15 protein-coding genes, 1 pseudogene and 1 riboswitch are annotated in these 20,490 nt (G+C 37.7%); of the genes and pseudogenes, 14 read left to right on the top strand and 2 right to left on the bottom strand.

Features of this window, described 5'->3' with window-relative positions; genetic code table 11:
* Positions 1–88 precede the first annotated feature (88 nt).
* From MKY81_RS20510 to MKY81_RS20490, 5 genes and pseudogenes are all read left to right on the top strand, one after another.
* Positions 89–649 (top strand): chromate transporter, encoded by a 561-nt coding sequence (locus MKY81_RS20510; RefSeq protein WP_108070128.1) that lies wholly within the window; start codon positions 89–91, stop codon positions 647–649.
* On the top strand, positions 646–1,176 hold the full coding sequence (locus tag MKY81_RS20505; protein WP_066228306.1) for a chromate transporter: 531 nt from the start codon (positions 646–648) through the stop codon (positions 1,174–1,176). Before MKY81_RS20510 ends, MKY81_RS20505 begins: the two co-directional genes overlap by 4 nt.
* Before the next feature lie 207 nt (positions 1,177–1,383).
* The gene (secA, locus tag MKY81_RS20500) at positions 1,384–3,897 is read left to right on the top strand and encodes a preprotein translocase subunit SecA (RefSeq protein ID WP_066228308.1); all 2,514 of its coding nucleotides are present in this window, start codon (positions 1,384–1,386) and stop codon (positions 3,895–3,897) included.
* Between the two features lie 87 nt (positions 3,898–3,984).
* Positions 3,985–5,083 (top strand): peptide chain release factor 2 gene (gene prfB / locus MKY81_RS20495; protein WP_341118675.1). Its coding sequence is split into 2 segments (ribosomal slippage): positions 3,985–4,047 and positions 4,049–5,083, totalling 1,098 coding nucleotides; the frame shifts between segments, so codons are not numbered across the junction.
* Positions 5,084–5,270: 187 nt separating this feature from the next.
* Positions 5,271–5,535, top strand: a pseudogene (locus tag MKY81_RS20490) (YitT family protein); the annotation flags it as partial.
* Between the two features lie 192 nt (positions 5,536–5,727).
* Here MKY81_RS20490 and MKY81_RS20485 read toward each other — a convergent pair.
* On the bottom strand, positions 5,728–6,954 hold the full coding sequence (locus tag MKY81_RS20485) for an IS110 family transposase (protein ID WP_108073350.1): 1,227 nt from the start codon (positions 6,952–6,954) through the stop codon (positions 5,728–5,730).
* A gap of 434 nt (positions 6,955–7,388) precedes the next feature.
* Here MKY81_RS20485 and cccB point away from each other — a divergent pair, with 434 nt between their 5' ends.
* From cccB to MKY81_RS20445, 8 genes are all read left to right on the top strand, one after another.
* Positions 7,389–7,760, top strand: coding sequence for a cytochrome c551 (cccB, locus tag MKY81_RS20480; RefSeq protein ID WP_066228314.1), 372 nt, complete (start codon positions 7,389–7,391; stop codon positions 7,758–7,760).
* Positions 7,761–8,111: 351 nt separating this feature from the next.
* Entirely contained in the window at positions 8,112–8,798 is a 687-nt protein-coding gene (gene ftsE / locus MKY81_RS20475) for a cell division ATP-binding protein FtsE (RefSeq protein WP_066228316.1), read from the top strand.
* A complete protein-coding gene (gene ftsX / locus MKY81_RS20470) occupies positions 8,788–9,672 on the top strand; it encodes a permease-like cell division protein FtsX (protein ID WP_066228319.1) in 885 nt (294 codons plus the stop codon). Before ftsE ends, ftsX begins: the two co-directional genes overlap by 11 nt.
* A 75-nt stretch (positions 9,673–9,747) precedes the next feature.
* Positions 9,748–11,097, top strand: a complete 1,350-nt coding sequence (locus tag MKY81_RS20465; protein ID WP_107921423.1) for a murein hydrolase activator EnvC family protein — start codon at positions 9,748–9,750, stop codon at positions 11,095–11,097.
* 239 nt (positions 11,098–11,336) lie between these two features.
* Positions 11,337–12,782, top strand: a complete 1,446-nt coding sequence (gene cls, locus MKY81_RS20460; RefSeq protein ID WP_066228326.1) for a cardiolipin synthase — start codon at positions 11,337–11,339, stop codon at positions 12,780–12,782.
* A gap of 107 nt (positions 12,783–12,889) precedes the next feature.
* A complete protein-coding gene (locus MKY81_RS20455; RefSeq protein ID WP_066228329.1) occupies positions 12,890–14,029 on the top strand; it encodes a trans-sulfuration enzyme family protein in 1,140 nt (379 codons plus the stop codon).
* A gap of 273 nt (positions 14,030–14,302) precedes the next feature.
* Positions 14,303–14,416: riboswitch (SAM riboswitch) on the top strand.
* Between the two features lie 136 nt (positions 14,417–14,552).
* Entirely contained in the window at positions 14,553–15,848 is a 1,296-nt protein-coding gene (locus MKY81_RS20450; RefSeq protein ID WP_066228333.1) for an O-acetylhomoserine aminocarboxypropyltransferase/cysteine synthase family protein, read from the top strand.
* Positions 15,849–15,968: 120 nt separating this feature from the next.
* On the top strand, positions 15,969–16,964 hold the full coding sequence (locus tag MKY81_RS20445; RefSeq protein WP_066228337.1) for a homoserine dehydrogenase: 996 nt from the start codon (positions 15,969–15,971) through the stop codon (positions 16,962–16,964).
* 418 nt (positions 16,965–17,382) lie between these two features.
* On the opposite strand, the gene MKY81_RS20440 is transcribed toward MKY81_RS20445, so the two are convergent.
* On the bottom strand, positions 17,383–18,687 hold the full coding sequence (locus MKY81_RS20440) for a VTT domain-containing protein (RefSeq protein WP_107921161.1): 1,305 nt from the start codon (positions 18,685–18,687) through the stop codon (positions 17,383–17,385).
* Between the two features lie 253 nt (positions 18,688–18,940).
* On the opposite strand from MKY81_RS20440, the gene MKY81_RS20435 reads away from it, so the two are divergent.
* Entirely contained in the window at positions 18,941–20,398 is a 1,458-nt protein-coding gene (locus MKY81_RS20435) for a S41 family peptidase (RefSeq protein WP_108070124.1), read from the top strand.
* Positions 20,399–20,490: the final 92 nt, after the last annotated feature.

Below are 20,490 nucleotides of genomic sequence, written 5' to 3'. Positions count from 1 at the left end.
CAATCTAACGATATCGATCATTTTGTGTATGAGGAAATTTTTCAACGAGAATAGCATCAATAGAAATGATTAAAGGATTGTGATAGTTTTGAAACAAATGGATATTTTTATTGCCTTTTTCCGATCGGGTATGCTCGGCTATGGAGGAGGATTATCCGCCATTCCGCTTATGCATAGGGAAGTCGTAGAAACGTATAAATGGATGGATGACGAAGAATTTTCCGATATATTGGCATTGGCTAATACACTCCCCGGGCCGATTAATACGAAAATGTCTGGATATATTGGCTGGAGGGTTGGCGGCTTTTTAGGGATGCTTACGGCACTTGCTGCAACGGTTCTGCCTACCGTTATTTTAATGATTATTTTATTAACGGTATTACATGCGTATAATGACAAACCATGGGTAAGAGGGATGTCAAAAGCCGTTGTACCAATTGCTGGTGTCATGTTAGGTGTGCTCACATGGGATTTTGTTAAAAAGTCAAAGAGTTCGATGGGGTGGATGTCAACTCTCATTGTCATCGGGATTAGTATTATCGTTATCAATATTTTAGGACTTCATCCAGCGATCATGATTGTCGGACTTCTAGTTGCTGCTTTATTTTCGAAACAGGAAGAGAAAGAAAAGCAGGTGAAAGCATCATGATCTATTGGCAAATTTTCGTAGCGAATTTTATGGCGAATTTTTTAGGATATGGAGGGGGACCCGCTTCTATTCCCTTACTTGAACATGAAGTAGTTGACCGTTATAAATGGTTTACCGTCCATGAATTTAGTGAAATGGTCGCGTTAGGAAATGCGTTGCCGGGACCAATAGCGACTAAATTAGCTGGTTTTGTTGGTTACCAGCAAGGGGGGATATTAGGAGCCATTGTCGGTTTATTTGCGACCATTGCGCCCTCCATTATTTTACTGATCATTTTATTGGGGATTTTACTAAAATTTAAAGAGTCTCCGAAGGTAAAAAATATGACGAAACTCGTTCGTCCGGCGATAGCGGTACTATTAGGAGTCATGACAATTGACTTTTTCTCCAGTTCATACGAAGGAATTGGTATCATACATACCATCTTTTTAGGTGGTGCGAGTCTGCTATTATTAGAAAAGTGGAAAGTAAGTCCCGTCTACGTTATTTGTGGGGCTTTACTATACGGAGCAATCTTTCTTGGGTAAGGAAATTTTTGGCCTGCTACATGTTATCAGGTCTTAATTTTTTTCTCCTACTTGGTATGAGTTGTCACTTCATAGTATACAATGGTAAAATTTAATCAGGTTTCAAAATAAGAATGCTTGGTGAGAGGATTTTTGGTCTTTCATCACGAAAGAGTTAAGACCTAAACGAAAGTTCACTCACATTTACTATAAAGGAGCGTTTACTACATGGCAGCTTTTTTAGAAAAAGTTTTTGATGCAAACAAACGTGAAATAAAACGACTAGATAAGATGGCGAATCAAATTGAAGAATTAGCATCTGATATGGAAAAAATGTCTGATGAACAGCTTCGCGAAAAAACAGAGGAATTTAAACAACGCTATCAAAACGGCGAATCATTAGATGATTTACTAACAGAAGCTTTCGCTGTTGTTCGGGAAGGTGCTCGTCGTGTTCTTGGTCTTTATCCATACCACGTCCAATTAATGGGTGGGATTTCCTTACATGAAGGAAATATCTCGGAAATGAAAACGGGTGAAGGGAAAACCTTAACAGCGACAATGCCCGTATACTTAAATGCGCTTTCCGGAAAAGGCGTCCATGTTGTCACTGTTAACGAATATTTAGCTAGCCGTGATGCGACAGAAATGGGCGAACTGTATGAGTTTCTTGGCTTAACTGTTGGCTTAAACTTAAATAGTATGTCAAGTGAAGAAAAACAAGAGGCATACGCTGCTGACATCACTTATGGAACGAATAATGAATTTGGGTTCGACTATTTACGTGATAATATGGTGTTATATAAGGAACAGCGGGTGCAGCGTCCATTGTATTATGCAGTAATTGATGAGGTCGACTCCATTTTAATCGATGAAGCGCGGACACCTTTAATTATTTCCGGTCAAGCACAAAAATCTACTTCTTTATATATTCAAGCGAATGCTTTTGTTCGTACATTGAAAAAAGAAGAAGATTACACATACGACGAAAAAACGAAAAGTGTTCAATTAACAGAAGAAGGAATCAATAAAGCAGAACGTTATTTCTCAATTGATAATCTATTCGATATTTCACATGTAACATTGAATCATCATATTAATCAGGCGTTAAAAGCAAATGTCAGCATGCATTTGGATGTTGATTACGTTGTACAAGATGGGGAAATTGTGATTGTCGATCAATTTACCGGTCGTCTCATGAAAGGACGCCGCTTCAGTGATGGCCTACATCAAGCAATTGAAGCAAAAGAAGCCGTTGAGATTCAAAATGAAAGTATGACAATGGCAACAATTACATTCCAAAACTACTTCCGAATGTATGAAAAGCTTGCCGGTATGACAGGTACGGCGAAAACGGAAGAAGAGGAATTCAGAAACATTTATAATATGAGAGTTATTGTTATTCCTACGAATAAACCAATTATTCGGGACGACCGTCCGGATTTGATTTATGCAAGTATGGAAGGGAAATTCCGTGCAGTTGTTGAAGACATTGCCGAACGTCATAAAAAAGGCCAACCGATTCTTGTCGGTACGGTAGCAATTGAAACATCTGAATTAATCTCCGGTTTATTACAGAAAAAAGGCGTTCGCCATAATGTATTGAATGCGAAAAATCATGAACGTGAAGCCGAAATAATTGCTGAAGCAGGCCACAAAGGCTCCGTAACGATTGCTACAAACATGGCTGGTCGTGGAACAGATATTAAACTAGGTGAGGGAGTTAAAGAACTTGGTGGATTAGCCGTTATCGGTACAGAGCGCCATGAATCTCGCCGGATTGATAATCAGCTTCGTGGTCGTTCAGGACGTCAAGGTGATCCAGGGGTCACACAATTTTATCTCTCCATGGAAGATGAATTGATGCGTCGTTTTGGTTCAGATAATATGAAAAACATGATGCAGCGTTTAGGTATGGATGATTCCCAACCAATTCAAAGTAAAATGGTATCGCGAGCAGTGGAATCAGCACAAAAACGTGTAGAAGGAAATAACTTCGATGCCCGTAAACAACTTTTACAATATGATGATGTGTTGCGCCAACAACGTGAAATCATTTATACTCAACGAAATGAAGTGCTCAATTCCGAGAATTTACGTGAAATCGTTGAAAAAATGATTCAGTCTGTTCTTGAACGCAATATTCAACTATATGCTTCAAGTCATGAGGACGAAGAAAACTGGAATCTTCAAGGACTAGTTGATTTTGTTCACGGCAATCTTTTACCTGAAGGCGATTTAACAATTGACGAATTACGTGGTAAGGAACCTGAAGAGATATCAGACCTTATTATGGAAAAAGTCAAAGTCCGTTACGATGAAAAGGAAGAGTCGTTAACACCTGAACAAATGCGCGAATTTGAAAAAGTTGTTCTCCTTCGTGCAGTTGATTCAAAATGGATTGATCATATCGATGCAATGGATCACTTGCGTCAAGGAATTCATCTTCGTGCATACGGTCAAGTGGATCCGTTACGAGAATATCAAAGTGAAGGGTTCGCTATGTTTGAAGGGATGATTGAAGCAATCGAAGAGGATGCAGCGAAATATGTGATGAAAGCTGAAATTAGAAACAATCTTCAACGTGAAGAAGTAGCTAAAGGTCAAGCGGTGAATCCGAAAGAAGACGGGGAAAAGGTGAAAAAGAAACCGGTGAAAAAATCCGTTGATATTGGCCGTAATGCTCCGTGTCCATGTGGAAGCGGCAAGAAGTATAAGCAATGTCATGGTAAGAATGTTTAAATCTAAGATACAAATGGATTTTTTTAAGGGACAGGTGAAAAAGCCTGTCCTAAACTAATTACAAATTACACCCTGAGGTGAGGCAAAATGGAATTATTTGAAATACGTACAGAACTTGAGAAAACAGCTAAGAAACTAGCGGACTTTAGGGGGTCTCTTTGACTTAGAAAACAAAGAAGCCCGCATTGCCGAATTAGATGAAAGAATGCTTGAGCCTGACTTTTGGAATGATCAGCAAGGTGCACAAACGATCATCAATGAAGCTAATGGCTTAAAGGATTTAGTTAATGAATATAAGGAACTTCTTGATATTCAAGAAAACCTTGAATTAACTCATGAACTTGTGAAAGAAGAGAATGATGCGGAACTTGCTGGGGAACTAGAATCTGAATTGGAAATATTAGTGGAGAGAGTAAATCAATTTGAATTACAACTTCTATTAAGCGAACCATATGATAAAAATAATGCGATTCTTGAGCTTCATCCCGGTGCAGGTGGTACGGAATCACAAGACTGGGGTTCCATGCTTTTACGCATGTACACACGCTGGGCAGAGAAAAAAGGTTTCAAAGTGGAAACGCTCGATTATTTACCTGGTGATGAAGCTGGTATTAAAAGTGTCACTTTATTAATTAAAGGACATAATGCATATGGCTATTTAAAGGCGGAAAAAGGGGTTCATCGTCTAGTCCGAATCTCACCGTTTGATTCGTCAGGCCGCCGTCATACATCCTTCGTTTCCTGCGAAGTTATGCCGGAGTTTAACGAAGAGATTGAAATCGACATTCGCACAGAAGACATCAAAATAGATACGTACCGTGCAAGCGGTGCCGGTGGACAACATATTAATACAACCGATTCAGCTGTTCGTATTACTCATATCCCAACAGGTATCGTTGTTACATGTCAAAACGAAAGATCGCAAATCAAAAATCGTGAGCAAGCAATGAAAATGCTCCAAGCAAAACTTTATCAGCGTGAACTCGAAGAAAAAGAAAAAGCACTCGCTGAAATTCGTGGAGAACAAAAAGAAATCGGCTGGGGAAGCCAAATCAGATCCTACGTCTTCCACCCATACTCAATGGTCAAAGACCATCGCACCAACACAGAAGTAGGAAACGTCCAAGCAGTAATGGACGGCGAGCTTGACAACTTCATCAACGCCTACCTCCGCTCCCGCATATAAGTGTCACTTTATAGGTGCCTGACACCGGTGTCATTACACCGGTGTCAGGCACCGTTTGTGGACACTTTCCATCTGGGATGGACAGTTAATGTTTGATTTGAATTCTTTTTATAAGAAGCTTTTACCTGCGTGGTGAAGGCTTCTTAACGTTGAGATTGAAGACCTATCATTAAAATTTTTGAATCGCTCAAACACGGTATTAATTATTACCGAAAAGAAGAAAGAAATACGTAAAGGAATTTTGAATAAAATTGACCGTAGTGTGACAAAACTAACAGCATATGGTGGTTTTACTGAGAGTGAGAGACCGGTACTTATGTGTGGTCGATCAAATAGAATTCACAAAGTTGAAACAACTAGTGAAACCCCTTGATCCATCTGCATTTGTCGTGGTTAAGGATGCATCAGAGGTACTTGGGGAAGGTTTCAAAAGAAGCGAAAAAGGTATATAGTAATAATGATAAAGGATTAATTTTCCAACATCTAAAGACTTGTGGTAATAAGTCAAGAGAAAATCCATAAAAAATAAAGTTGATTTTGGACTTTCAAAGGAAAAAAAGGCGCACTGAACTAAACCCGCACCATCACAAGAACGCTTGTTCGGGTTTGCTGAAAGGATTCAAAAGCAGCTATTTGCTTTTGAGTTACACGCTCCTTTTTGGCGTGTAGAGTTGGTGATTGCGTAGTAGCACATCCACCAAACGCACTAATTTTCTTGCAGTCATGACAAGGGCTCTTTTGTGTTGAAATTTCGGAACTTCTTTATACTTCTTTAAGTAAAATTCACGATAGGCGGGTTCATTTCGTTGGACCGAGTTGGCAGCTTCAACTAAGTAATAACGAAGATACTGATTTCCCGACATGACTCGTGGTGTTCGTTCCGATTCATAGTCGCCTGATTGCGATTTTTTCCAGAAGAGACCGGCATATTTAGCTATTTGCGCTTGTGTTTCAAATCGATCAATTTGACCGATTTCGGCGATAATCCCTGCCGCATAAACCGGACCAATACCCGGCACGCTTTTCAAGCACTGTCCTTCTGGAATAATGTGAAATAGGGACTCAATCCCTTTTTCTAACTCTTTGACCTGGTTTTTAAGTGTTTGAATGAGTTTGGCATAGGTGGCCAATACGACATCAACGGAGTCCTGTACGACCTTGCCTAAACGGTAGGAGTCACGAATCGCCTTTTGGATGGATTTCGCAACTTTTTCTGGCTGACGAAAGCGACCTTTTCCTCTCTCTTGAAGGAACTCAGCCAGCTCTTCCAGCTCCATCTGAGCGATCTCATCCAGCGAAAAGGATTCAGCGAACAACTCCATCATGGTCGAACCAAAAACAGAAGTATCTACTTCATTGGTCAATGTATTGCACTTGTAATAGAGATTTTCAAGGAAATGCTGCTTACACTCGGTCAATTGATGAATGACCTGATAACGAGAACGCGTTAAACGCTGAAGGGCAACATACTTTTCTTCCTTGATGATGGTTTTATTATAGCGCCCAAACCGAAGAAAGTCGGCAATCCGAAATGCATCAATTTTATCGGTTTTATCTTCTTCAAATAAGCCTTTAAACCGATGGATCGCCTTTGGATTTTGAACCACCACTTCCACCCCAATCCGTTTTAAGTCGGCATCGTTATCTAAAAGATGCGCAGGGTGAAAGCTATACACAGAGGTGGATTCCATGCCGACAATGATTTTTTCGTAATGGGATTGTCCATGATAAGCTAAGATATTTTCTTTAATCTGGTTCGCTCCATGAATATCGTTTGGAAAAGTCGTTTCTTTTAAACGTGTGTCTTCGCTGTCCAGAAAACACACATCAAGTTTTTTAGAGCTTACATCAATACCTACAAATAAATTCACGGAAAGGACCTCCTTTCATTTGATTATGGAATAAGCTTGGATACTGCGGGATATCCCTAGAAACAATGGTCTGGCAACAGCCTCGCGTATGAGTATTCAAAAGGTGCGTCTCTAAAAGCTGCCCCAATGTCCACTAACATTGGTATAGAAATACACCGATACAGCTTGTGTGTTTGCAGTACAACCATTGTCTGGGTCACAGTCTTTAATCGTAGTCGAACTACAGGAGGAAACAGCATATTCCCAGTTGGATCCATTCCAATGTCTATTATCCAGGGATATCCCCCAGTATCCAAGCAATTCGGGTTGTGCTATTTATGAATATAAAGAGAGAGCAGCATTGCCTCCATCATAGATAGCAATATCTTAATTATTTAGTTATCAAAGAACAATAAAAGCAATTTCTAAAACTTATTATACGAGGAGGAAATAAAATGGTTAAAAAGCTAATAGGAATTCTGATGATTTTCACATTAGCATTCGGACTTGCTGCCTGCGGCTCTAGTAGCAAGGACAATAATAATGATAATGCTAATAAAAATGAAACAACGACAAATACTAACAAATCGACAAACACAGCAAGTGCTGGGGATGCAGAAAAATTATTTAGTCAAAATTGTGCAAGCTGTCACGGTGGAAACCTCGAAGGTGCAGTTGGCCCTAATTTAACAAAAGTAGGAGCAAAATATAACAAAGATCAAATCCTCGATATCATTAATAAGGGGAAATCAGGCGGAATGCCTGGAGGACTTATTAAAGGTGATGACGCAGATAAAGTAGCTACATGGCTATCTGAGAAAAAATAATAGCAATTCAAATGACCTGATGTTAGTATGACAAACATCAGGTTTTTTCTTTGTTAACAGATATAATGACAAAAATAGAACTTTCATACTATTGAAAAAGTATTTAAAATATGAATATTTTCCTCTCGAAAGAATCAAATTTTTCAATAGAATAAAGCTTTGAAATATAAATGTAATATTATTTTCCATTAACATTCAAGTTTATGATGTTATAATAGTTTTGTGATTAAATTTCGCTATTTTACGTCAGCATTCGAGTTATTCGTGGGAAGTTAGCGAAATAGTAAAGAAAATGACAGTTATGAATTATGGGGATCTAGTAAAATGATCCTAGAAGAGTAAGGTGATTAAATGATAGAAATGCAAAATGTATATAAAAAATATCCCAATGGGATTATAGCTACAAATGATTTGAACATTCAAATCAAACAAGGTGAATTCGTATATGTCGTCGGACCTAGTGGAGCAGGGAAATCGACTTTTATAAAAATGATTTACCGCGAGGAAAAAGCAACACAAGGTAATATTATGGTTAATGGAATTAATTTAAGTAAGTTGAAAAATAGCCGAATTCCATATTTTCGCAGACAAATAGGAGTCGTTTTCCAAGATTTTAAATTGCTGCCTACATTAACGGTTTTTGAAAATGTTGCTTTCGCAATGGAAGTAATCGAGGAACAACCAAAGCAAATCAAACAACGGGTGATGGAAGTTCTTAATTTAGTCGGATTGAAGCATAAAGCAAGAATGCTTCCAACAGAGCTTTCCGGTGGGGAGCAGCAGCGTGTATCGATTGCACGATCCATTGTAAATACACCAAAGGTTGTAATTGCGGACGAGCCTACGGGAAATCTTGACCCAGAAACGTCATGGGAAATTATGAACATTTTAGAAGAAATTAATACACGAGGGACAACTGTGGTAATGGCAACACATAATCGTGAAATCGTTAATACTATTAGACATCGAGTTATCGCTATAGAAGGCGGTCGCATTGTCCGTGACGAGCAACGGGGGGATTACGGATATGAAAGCTAGAACAGTTAGAAGACACCTTCGTGAAAGCTTCAAGAGTTTAGGGCGTAATGGATGGATGATGTTTGCTTCTGCAAGTGCGGTAACTATCACATTATTGCTAGTGGGCGTTTTCTTTGTCATTATGATGAATATGAATAAAATTGCTTCCGATATCGAGCATGATGTCGAAGTTAGAGTTCATATCGATTTAACAGCGAAACAACAAGATCAAGAAGCTCTTAAAAATAAAATAGAGAATTTAAGCCAAGTTAAATCAGTTGAATTTTCTTCTAAAGAGAATGAACTTCAAAATTTAATAAATAGTATGGGGAATGACATGAAGTTATTCGAACAAAACAATCCCCTCTATGATGTATTTATTGTAAAAACAAAGAAACCGACAGATACACCGGCAGTAGCGAAACAAATCGAATCTTTCCCCCATGTCGAATCTGCAAAATATGGTGAGGGGAAAGTAGAGAAACTGTTTAATGTCTTAAAAATAAGCCGTAATGTGGGACTAGTATTAGTTATTGGTTTATTATTTACCGCGATGTTTTTAATCTCGAATACAATTAAAATTACGATTTTTGCTAGACGTAAAGAAATTGAGATTATGAAATTAGTAGGTGCAACAAACTGGTTTATTCGATGGCCATTTATTATGGAAGGCCTTTGGTTAGGGATTCTCGGATCAATTTTACCGATTCTTATTATCACATTCGGATACTATTACATGCATAGTTTCTTAGCACCAAAATTAGAAAGTAATATGATTCAAATTTTAAACTATAATCCATTTGTGTTTGAAATTACAGGCATACTCCTATTAATGGGTATTTTAATCGGTATTTGGGGAAGTACAATGTCCATTCGCCGATTCTTAAAAATTTAAACATATAACCGAGGTAGTGCTGCTACCTCCGCCATCCATACATATACATATAAAATTTCTTAAGGGGGAAAAACATTGAAAAAAAAGTCATTGCTTTCGGTTACTTTAGCATCAGTACTTGGTTTTGGCGGTTTATTTGCTTATCAATCCGATGCCTTTGCATCCAAACTATCGAATTTACAAGATCAGCAAAAAGATGTGCAAAATAAACAGTCAAATATTCACTCAAATATTAAACAAAAAGAGAACAAGATTGATGAAATTAAAGGAAAACAAAACAATCTTGAAAGTGAATTGGAAACATTAGATGTAAATATCGCAGATACAGATGAAAAAATACAAGAAAAGCAGCAACAAATTGATGTAGCTAAAAGGGAAATAGAAAAGCTGAAATCCGAAATTAATGCATTAAAAAAGCGAATCAAGGAACGAAATGAACTGTTGGACAAACGTGCCCGTACAATGCAAACAAATGGTGGGGGCTCAGTAAATTATTTAGATGTTATATTAGGTGCGGACAGCATTGCGGATTTACTTGACCGTGTATCCGCCGTTACTACATTAGTCAATGCAGATAAGCAAATCATTGATGAACAAAAAAGAGATCAAGCGGAGTTAGAAAAGAAGCAAGCAGATGTAACAAAAAAACTAAATAATCTTCAAGAAATGCAACAAAAGTTACAAGCGATGAAAGCTGAATTAAATCAACAAAAATCAAGAAAAAATGTGATATTGAAAGAACTTGGAAAACAAAAGAAAAAACTAGAACATGATAAAATGTCTTTAGAGGAAGAAAATGCAATCCTTTCTGCACAAAAATCCGCGATCGAAAAAGCGATTCAATTAGAAAAGGATCGTATTGCAGAAGAGCAACGTGCCGCAGCAGAAGCAGCAGCTGCACAGAAACAACAAAGCTCATATAGTACAAACGGCAGCGGGAATAGTGGAAACAGTAGTAATAGTGTAAATAGCGTGAGCAGTGGCGGAGGAAAATCTTCCGGAACACCAGCTGTTTCATCCGGAACATTTACACGTCCGGCACAAGGCTATGTTTCTTCTGAATTTGGTAGACGCTCTTTCGATGCAGATGGATTCCATTCAGGAATAGATATTGCTAAGGGAGGAACAGTTCCTATCGTGGCTGCCGGTGATGGAGTAGTAACTCGTTCATATTTTTCTTCAAGTTACGGAAATTGTATCTTCATTACCCATTCTGTTAACGGAAAAATTTATACGACAGTTTATGCACATATGAGTTCTCGTACCATTGGTGAAAATGCAACAGTACGAAAAGGACAAGTCATTGGTTATATGGGAAGCACTGGACAAGCCTATGGCCAACATTTACATTTTGAATTCTATATCGGACCATGGACAGCATCCCATTCAAATGCTGTAAACCCTAGAAACTATATTAATTTTTAAATGAAAGGACCACTTTATGTGGTTCTTTTTTTTGCGGAATTATTGTTATCTGATTGTTGCATGTAAATAATTAGTATTTGTATTTATGATGTTAGAAATTAAAATATGTGTTATGATACAGTGGAATAAGTTTCCGCTATTTCTCAAATAGGTAATTATTTAATTACGATAGTTTCGGACATACTGTACGAAACTATCGTAACAAAAAGAAATAACGTATCTTGTTAAAGGAGTTCAAGATGACAATTATTACTATTTTATTGGCATTTTTTTTTATTTTAAACTTTATTTTATCGGGTGCCGTCATCTTTCTAGAACGGCGAAACATAGGTGCAACATGGGCTTGGCTGTTAGTTTTGTTGTTTATTCCTGTAGCAGGATTCATTATTTATTTAGTTTTTGGACAAAACTTGAGCAGAAGAAGAATCTTTTATTGGAAAGATCAGGAGAAAATTGGAATAAAGGAAATCGCCCATCGTCAAATTGAACTGTTAAGAAATAATTCTTTCCCCTTTCATGATGAGCGGACTGTGCAATATAAAGAATTAGTTTATATGCTTCTAGTTAATGATGATGCGATTATGTCACATGATAATGAGGTAGAAATTTTTATTGATGGTGAGGACAAATTTCGCTCTTTATTTGAAGATATAAAGAGGGCAAACGATCACATTCATCTTGTTTATTACATCGTTCGAAATGACTCATTAGGTCAAAAGTTAGTTGAACTGCTTACTGAAAAGGCCAAGGAAGGGGTCAAAGTTCGTTTTTTATATGATGACATGGGTTCGCGAAAGCTTCCACGGAAATTTTTTAAAGAATTAATTGAAGCCGGTGGCGAGGTCGCGGCATTTTTTCCTGCAAAAATACCGATGCTGAATTTACGTGTCAATTTCCGAAATCACCGCAAACTTGCGATTATCGATGGTAGTATTGGCTATATCGGTGGATTTAATATTGGTGATGAGTATTTGGGGTTGGATAAAAAATTCGGTTATTGGCGGGATACCCATTTGAAAATAACGGGAAAAGCTGTTTATGCAATGCAAACACGTTTTGTATTAGATTGGAATCAAGCCTCGGCTAAAGAAATTCGTTATAAAGAAAGTTTTTTCCCCGATATACAATCTGTCGGCTACACAGATGTTCAGATTGTATCCAGTGGACCTGACTCAGAGTGGGAGCAAATTAAAAACGGTTATATTAAGATGATTAATGAGGCGAAAAAATACATATACATGCAAACTCCATATTTCATTCCAGATGATAGCCTATTGAATGCACTTAAAATCGCGATTTTATCTGGGGTGGATGTTCGTTTAATGATTCCGAACAAGCCTGATCATATGTTTGTTTATTGGGCTACATATTCCAATGTTGGGGAATTATTGAAAACAGGTGCAAAAGTATATATATACGAAAATGGATTCATTCATGCAAAAATGCTCGTAGTTGACGGGAAAATAGCAACAGTTGGTACTGCGAATATTGATAATCGAAGTTTCCGTTTAAACTTTGAAGTGAATGCCTTTTTGTATAGCCATCATCTTTCTAAAAGACTAGAATTGATTTATAAAGCAGATATGGAAAAATCAAGAGAATTAACATTAGAGGACTATTTGCAACGACCGAAATCGATTCGATTCAAGGAATCTGTCTCAAGATTATTGTCTCCAATTTTATAAAACAGCCAAATGATAGGGATAACCCTATCATTTTTTTGACAAAAATATAGATCGGGCGTACAATTTAAAATATTTAAAATTATCCTATAGTTAGAGGTGCTGGCAAAGTGGATCAATCATTTGAAACGAAAATCGTTCATCATTCATTAAAAAAGACCAATCATATTCGTAGTAAAACGACACCAATCTTTCAAACTTCTGCTTTTACTTTTAGTTCATTAGAAGAGCTTGAAGGTTTTTATCAAGGTGATGAATCTTACTTATATTCGAGAACGGGCAATCCAAACACGGATGAACTAGGACAAATGGTAGCAAACCTTGAAGGGGCACCAAGTGGGGTAGCTACTTCTTCGGGGCTATCAGCAATACTAGCTGGTCTGTTATCGGTTGTTTCATCTGGTGATCATATCGTTGCGGCTGAAGATATTTATGGTGGTACACACCATTTGTTAAAGGAAGAATTAAAAAATTTAGGAATTGAAACATCCTTTGTAAACTTTGCTGATCAAACTGCCATCCGAGATGCAATACTGGAAAATACAAAACTATTATATTCCGAAACGGTTACAAATCCCTTTTTACGTGTGGAACAGATTGATACACTAGTAAAACTAGGTAAGGATTATAATTTATATACAATGGTAGACAATACCTTTGCCACACCATATTTGCTAAATCCCTATCAGGAGGGCATCGATATTGTCGCTCATAGTGCGACGAAATATTTAGGCGGCCATAGCGATGTGACGGCGGGAGTTGTTGTTGGTTCCGAGGAATTAATGACGAAAGCACGTCAAAAAGTAGTGAATCTCGGAAGTAATTTAAGTTCTTTTGAAGCTTGGCTAACTTGTCGCGGCATAAAAACATTAGCATTACGGATGGAACGTCAATCCGCAAATGCGAAACAATTGGCAGACGCACTCTATCAAAATTCAAATATCAAAAAAGTCTATTATCCCACCGATCTTTCCAGTAAAGGAAATGGGGCAATTGTCACAATTGAATTAGCTGACACATGTGACATCCATCGATTCTTTTCATCGTTGGGCTGGGTGAAAATTGTACCTACGTTAGCCGGAGTTGAAACGACCGTATCCTATCCGTTAGGCACATCCCACCGAGCACTTTCACTCGAAGAACAGCAGAACATAGGAATCAACCAACAAGTTGTTCGTATTTCGATTGGAATTGAGGATGCTGAGGATATCATTAAGCAATTTGATGAAGCCATTAAAGCATCGGTTTAAATGATATCGCTTTTTCTGAAGGATTGTTACTTTTAACAAAGCGCAGAGTGGATTGGAGCGGAAGGAACCTGACTCCTGCGGGATATAGAGAAAAGGTCGAGACCCCACAGGCGCTAGCGCCGAGGAGGCTCGACTTCCTCCCCGCGGAAAGGAACGGTCACCGTCTATTCTTAGAAAAAATTTTTATAAAAAAAGGTTGACGAAGTAACAATTCGTCTACTATAATGCAAAACAAGAGCAATTTAAAATTTTCTAAAAAAACTAAATGAATCACTCTTATCGAGAGCGGCGGAGGGACTAGGCCCTTTGATGCCCGGCAACCTTCAAGCATTTTGCTTGAAAAGGTGCTAATTCCTACAGATCCTTTAAAGATCTGAAAGATAAGGGGAGGAACCTATTGATTAGCCCTCTTCTTATGAAGAGGGCTTTTTGCTTCCCTTCGTATATCCCACTTCAACGATCACACTTCAGGAATTTCTCGGCTCGCCTAGAGAAAAAATCAAAAACTTTGGAGGAATGTAAAATGACAAACGAACAATTTCAACCCGAAACATTATTACTACACGGAGGGCAAGAACCAGATCCAACAACAGGGTCACGTACAGTTCCTGTATATAAAACCACATCCTATGTATTTAAAGATACAGATCATGCACAAGGTTTATTTGCATTAGAACAGCAAGGATTCATTTATTCGCGAATCGGCAATCCAACTGTTGATGTGTTTGAACAGCGAATTGCCCTATTAGAAGGCGGAACTGCTGCTGTTGCATTGTCTTCAGGAATGGCTGCAATTGCTTTCTCCATTCTAAATATCGCTGGTGCAGGAGACGAAATCGTCGCTGCCGGAAATTTATACGGTGGAACATTTAATCTATTTTCTAATACCCTTCCGAAGTATGGAATTAACGTAAAATTCGTTGATGCAACAGACCCAGAAAATTTTAGAACCGCGATAACATCAAAAACAAAAGCAGTATTTGCTGAAATCATCGGTAACCCTAGCCTGCACGTTCTTGATGTAGAAGAAGTCGCGAAGGTTGCTCATGAAAATGGTGTTCCACTGATTATTGATAACACATTTGGTACTCCATACCTTTCAAACCCTATTAAATGGGGAGCAGATGTGGTCATCCATTCAGCTACAAAATGGATCGGCGGTCACGGAACAACGATTGGCGGTGTTGTAGTTGATGGTGGGAAATTCGACTGGAACAGTGACCGATTCCCGGATTTTAAAGAACCAGACCTAAGCTATCACGGTCTCCGTTATGGTGTTGATGTTCCACAAGCGGCGTTTGCAACAAAATTACGCGTACAAATTTTGCGAGATTTCGGTGCAAGTTTAAGTCCGGATAGTGCGTTCCTATTATTACAAGGTTTGGAAACATTACACTTGCGTGTACAAAAGCATGTTGAAAATGCGGGTAAAGTAGCACAATTTTTACAAAACCATCCTGCAGTTGCATGGGTTAATCATCCAAGTTTAGAAGAACATCCATCACATGAAAGAGCAGCTAAATACTTAAAAGGCGGCTTCGGATCGATTGTCAATTTCGGAATTAAAGGCGGCAGAGAAGCAGGGCGAAAAGTCATTGATAATATTCAATTATGGTCACACGTAGCGAATGTTGGAGATGCTAAATCTTTAATCATTCACCCAGCATCGACTACACATCAACAGTTAAGCGCCGAAGAATTAAAAGTTTCAGGTGTAACCGAAGAACTAATTCGCTTATCCGTCGGACTAGAAGCCGTTGAAGATCTCACAGCCGATCTGAACCAAGCCATTCTTAAAGCAACAAGTGTAACAGTTTAATCGAAGGTGTCAGGCACCGCATTTCCATAACTAGTAAATATGTGGTGCCGTTTATGATATGTATAAAATGCCTTCCCGATGAAGGAATTGAAGATTGGTAAAGGCAGGTGGGAGGTTGTAATGACAGTTATTAAAGTAGCATTGTTAGGTTTTGGAACGGTGGGTGAGGGTGTCTATAGTGCCATTCACTCACATCAAACACAGCTTAGAAAATTATTGGGAAAAGAAGTTGAGATTGTCGCGATTCTCATTCGTGATCAAACAAAAGAGAGAAAGATTGATGCGAATGTTCTTGTGACAACCAATTTTGAGGATATCATCAATATTCCGGATTTGGACGTGATATTCGAGGCAATTGTAGGAGAGGAACCAAGTAGATCCTATTTACTCCAAGCCATTGAAAAAGGCATCCATGTTGTTACTGCTAATAAAGAAATGTTTGCTAATCACGGTCATGAACTAATTCAAAGGGCCCAGCAAAATGAAACCAAAATTGGCTTTGAAGCAACAACAGCTGGAGGAGTTCCAATCATTCGAACGATTAAACAGCTATTACAAGTAAATCGTATCACCAAAATACAAGGGATATTAAATGGAACATCGAATTTTATTTTAACTGAAATGAGAGAACGAAAGCTTTCATTTGATAAAGCGCTCCAACTCGCACAGAAGAAGGGATATGCGGAAGCTGATCCAACGAATGATATTAGCGGAATCGATGCTTTTTATAAATTAATGATACTAAGTCAATTAGTCATTAATCAACAACCGAATTGGTCAGAAGTAATTATTGATGGGATCGTATCTATCACACAGGAACAGATTAAACAAGCGGAAAAACGAGGACAACGTTTTAAACATATTGCTGAAATTACCTTCAATGATCACTCTTTAGTAGCTTCCGTTCAGCCAATCATCGTTGATTCGAATCATCCCCTTTATTCCATTGAAGGTGTTGAAAATGCCGTTGCAATAGAAGCAAGTTTAGTCGGAAAAATTACCCTTCAAGGTCCCGGAGCTGGAAAGTTGGCGACCGCAAGTGCGATGATTGAAGACTTTGTGGACATCATCCAACATTCAGCAACAAAGAAACGACTCGAATATCAATCTATTTAATGAACAGAAAGAAATCGGTCCAACCTTAACGGGTTTACTTGTGAGGTGCATAAAGGAAAATCATAATTCACAGTCAAAAAGACTTAGAGATGTATTTTTCTCTAAGTCTTTTTTTAAACAAAACGACAAGTATATTAGATGCTAAAACGAATTTGAATAAGCGGAGAAATTTCCCTTAATGAGCATAATAGCATTGAAAACAGCTTAAATAGCCGGAAGTTTTCCGGCTATTAACCCAAAAAACGCAAAAAAGGGTAATTTTGCTTTGCTTAATCGGAAAATTTCCGCTTAAATCCCCCAAACCAAGCTCTATTCTACAGTATAACCGGAGATTCTCCGCTTATTTTAAAACCCAAGTTACCCAATAAAGTTAGACCCAACAATCTTCGTAATCACAAAAAATTCACACACCTCTTTATCATTTTGGCTGCTTACTAAAATCCGTTTCTTTAATCAACTTAATCAGTCGAGAGACTTCTAATAATAGAATCATAAAACATACCCAAACTCCACCAAAAGCATACCCGGCGGCAAAATCGCTCGGAACATGGATCCCTAAATAAATTTCGCTCGCAGCGATTGCTAATAAAATAAAGATAACGATCAAAAAAGTGAGTAAATTAAGTAAAGTACTTTTACTATGACGAATGATTTCGTACATAAAAAACGAATATATAATAGAACAACTTAATGCTTGTTCATTTGGAAAGGATTGACTAAACAGTTCTTTTCCGTGTGTCACGTAATGGAAAAGAATATTAAGCCCCTTTCCTAAAAAGACAGCCCCTAGTATACTCAGGAAAAAATAAAGGAATTCAATCCGCTTAATTCCCCCCTTAACGGATATCCAAACGGCAGTAAAGAGGATGAATACCAAAAGTACTTTCCAATTAGACATAGAATTGAAAAGCGTCATCACAGGTTTCCAACGTTCATTAAATGCATACATAATGATCGTATTTGTAATCGAATTAAACTGCTCAAATTCATTAGCAATAAAGTCTTGAATCATTCCAACAATTAAAAATATGAGACCAATGAAAGCAATTAATGCCCCAAATATCACTAGCTTTGTTTTTAAAAAACTATTGAATCGATTAAATGTATTTTCAATTAATAAAAGGATATTTTCTTTAATTTTCTTTCTGTTCGTTTTAATTAAATAATAGGCTAGATAAATTATGCCGATGCCAATGCAGGCAAGGGTAACATATACTTTCGCCTCATTATGAAAAGACTCCCATTTTGGCCCGAAAATATTACCTAAACTAATGAACGTACCAACCCAAATAAAGACCCCGATATAGGCAAAAATCGCAAATGTTTTAAAAGGGATTCGTGTAATACCTGAAAAGATACTAGTAATATGACGCACGCCTGGAATAAAGTAAGAAAAAAGTAATAGCCCCTTCCCATATTTTTTATTCCATTTTGCGATTTTTTCAATTTTGTCTGGCCCCATATGAATTTTACTTCCATATTTATTGAAAAATGGCTTACCTAATTTATAACCGATCCAGTAGGAAATACTTACTCCCACTATCCCGCCAAGACCGCCAAATAAAATGGTTAAATATAAATTTAATTTATGTTGATAAACAAGAAATCCAACATAGCTCATCAATATTTCATTAGGAATAGGAACGATGATTAATTCCAGCATCAATGAAATAAATAGAACCAAATATCCGAACTGATCGATTAAATGAAATAGCCAACTCAAAATGACTTCCCCCTCGATAAATAAAACAAAAACGCACTATATAGACTTTTTTATCATGATAAAAGTTTCACAAACTAAAAATGAGCTTTATATAAATTTATTATAAACAAATATTGAAAGAAATAGAAAATACTCTTCCCTCTACGAGGAAAATTAATCAACCCTTTAATGATTGAATCATCATAACTCGTCCTTTTCACACATATATTGAAATATTAACAGCGTTGAATCCTAACAAATTAGGGGGAGTCAGATGAACCGAAAATGGATGGCCGTTATGGTTTCGTGCGCATTAGTAACCGGAGCTGGCGGTACATATATAGGAATGAAGTGGCTGGAGCCGGAACAAGTACAGACACAAAACACCACAAAAGAAAACCAAATGATTAATTATGTGAAAAACAAAGGAGAATCACTGCCGGACTTAGCAAAAATTGCCCAAGCATATGACTTAATTAAAGGTTCCTATGTTGAAACAGTGGATGAAAGTAAATTAGTTGAGGGTGCCATTCAAGGAATGGTCAGCACGTTAAATGACCCGTATTCCGTCTATATGGATGCAAAAACGGCTTCACAATTTAACGAGACCCTCGAATCAACGTTTGAAGGAATTGGTGCGGAAATGACATCAAAGGATGGGAAAGCAATAATTGTTGCACCTTATAAAAACTCTCCTGCGGAAAAAGCGGGTTTGAAACCAAAAGATGAAATTATCAAGGTAGATGGGACGAGTGTTAAGGGGCTCGATCTATATAAAGTGACGACAAAGATTCGCGGGAAAAAAGGGACGACGGTCACACTTGAAATTAAACGTGAAGGTGTGAGCGATCCACTCGAAATTAAAGTAAAACGTGATAAAATTCCGATGGAAACTGTATTTGCGAGCATGAAAGAAGACGGCACCAAATCAATTGGATACATTGAGATTACTCAATTTTCACAAAATACGGCGGCTGATTTTAAAAGAGAATTAAGTAAGCTGGAAAAACAAAAAATGGATGGATTAATCATAGATGTTAGAGGAAATCCAGGCGGGCTTTTAGTAAGTGTGGAAGAAATTTTAAGCGTTTTAGTTACGAATCAAAAACCGTCTTATCAAATTCAACAGCGTGATGGGGAGAAACTCCCATATTACTCCAAATTAAAAGAAAGCAAAAAATACCCTATTTCTGTATTAGTAGATGAGGGGAGCGCATCAGCTTCTGAAATTCTTGCCGGCGCCTTAAAAGAAGCTGAAGGATATACATTAATTGGTGAAAAGACATTTGGAAAAGGAACAGTTCAGCAGGCTGTCCCAATGGGCGATGGAAGCACGATCAAGCTAACGATGTTTAAATGGCTCACGCCTAATGGAAATTGGATTCACCATAAAGGAATTGAGCCAAACATTGAAATTAAGCAACCAGATTATTTCTATATCCATCCATTGGAAGTAGAAAAAACAATGACCGTTGACATGAATAATGAACAAATAAAAATTGCCCAGCAAATGCTCGATGGACTTGGATACGCTACCGGACGGGCAGATGGGTATTATGATAAGCAAACAGAAAATGCGGTAAAAGCATTTCAAAACGAAGTGGGGCTGCCGGCTACAGGAGAAATTGATCCAAAAACAGCGGAATCGTTAGAAGAGGAAATTACTTCAGCTATAAAAAACGAAAAAAACGACCTGCAACTACAAGTTGCACTTAAAAGCTTTAAAAAATAAGGAACAGGACGCACCTGTTCCTTATTTTTTTTACCAATACTTAATAGGTTTTATGTACACAATCTGATAAAATAGAAATAATAGATTAGGTG

Source organism: Heyndrickxia sp. FSL W8-0423, assembly GCF_038009395.1.
GTDB classification, from domain to species: domain Bacteria; phylum Bacillota; class Bacilli; order Bacillales; family Bacillaceae_C; genus Heyndrickxia; species Heyndrickxia sporothermodurans.
This window is presented reverse-complemented; position numbering and strand designations above follow the sequence as displayed.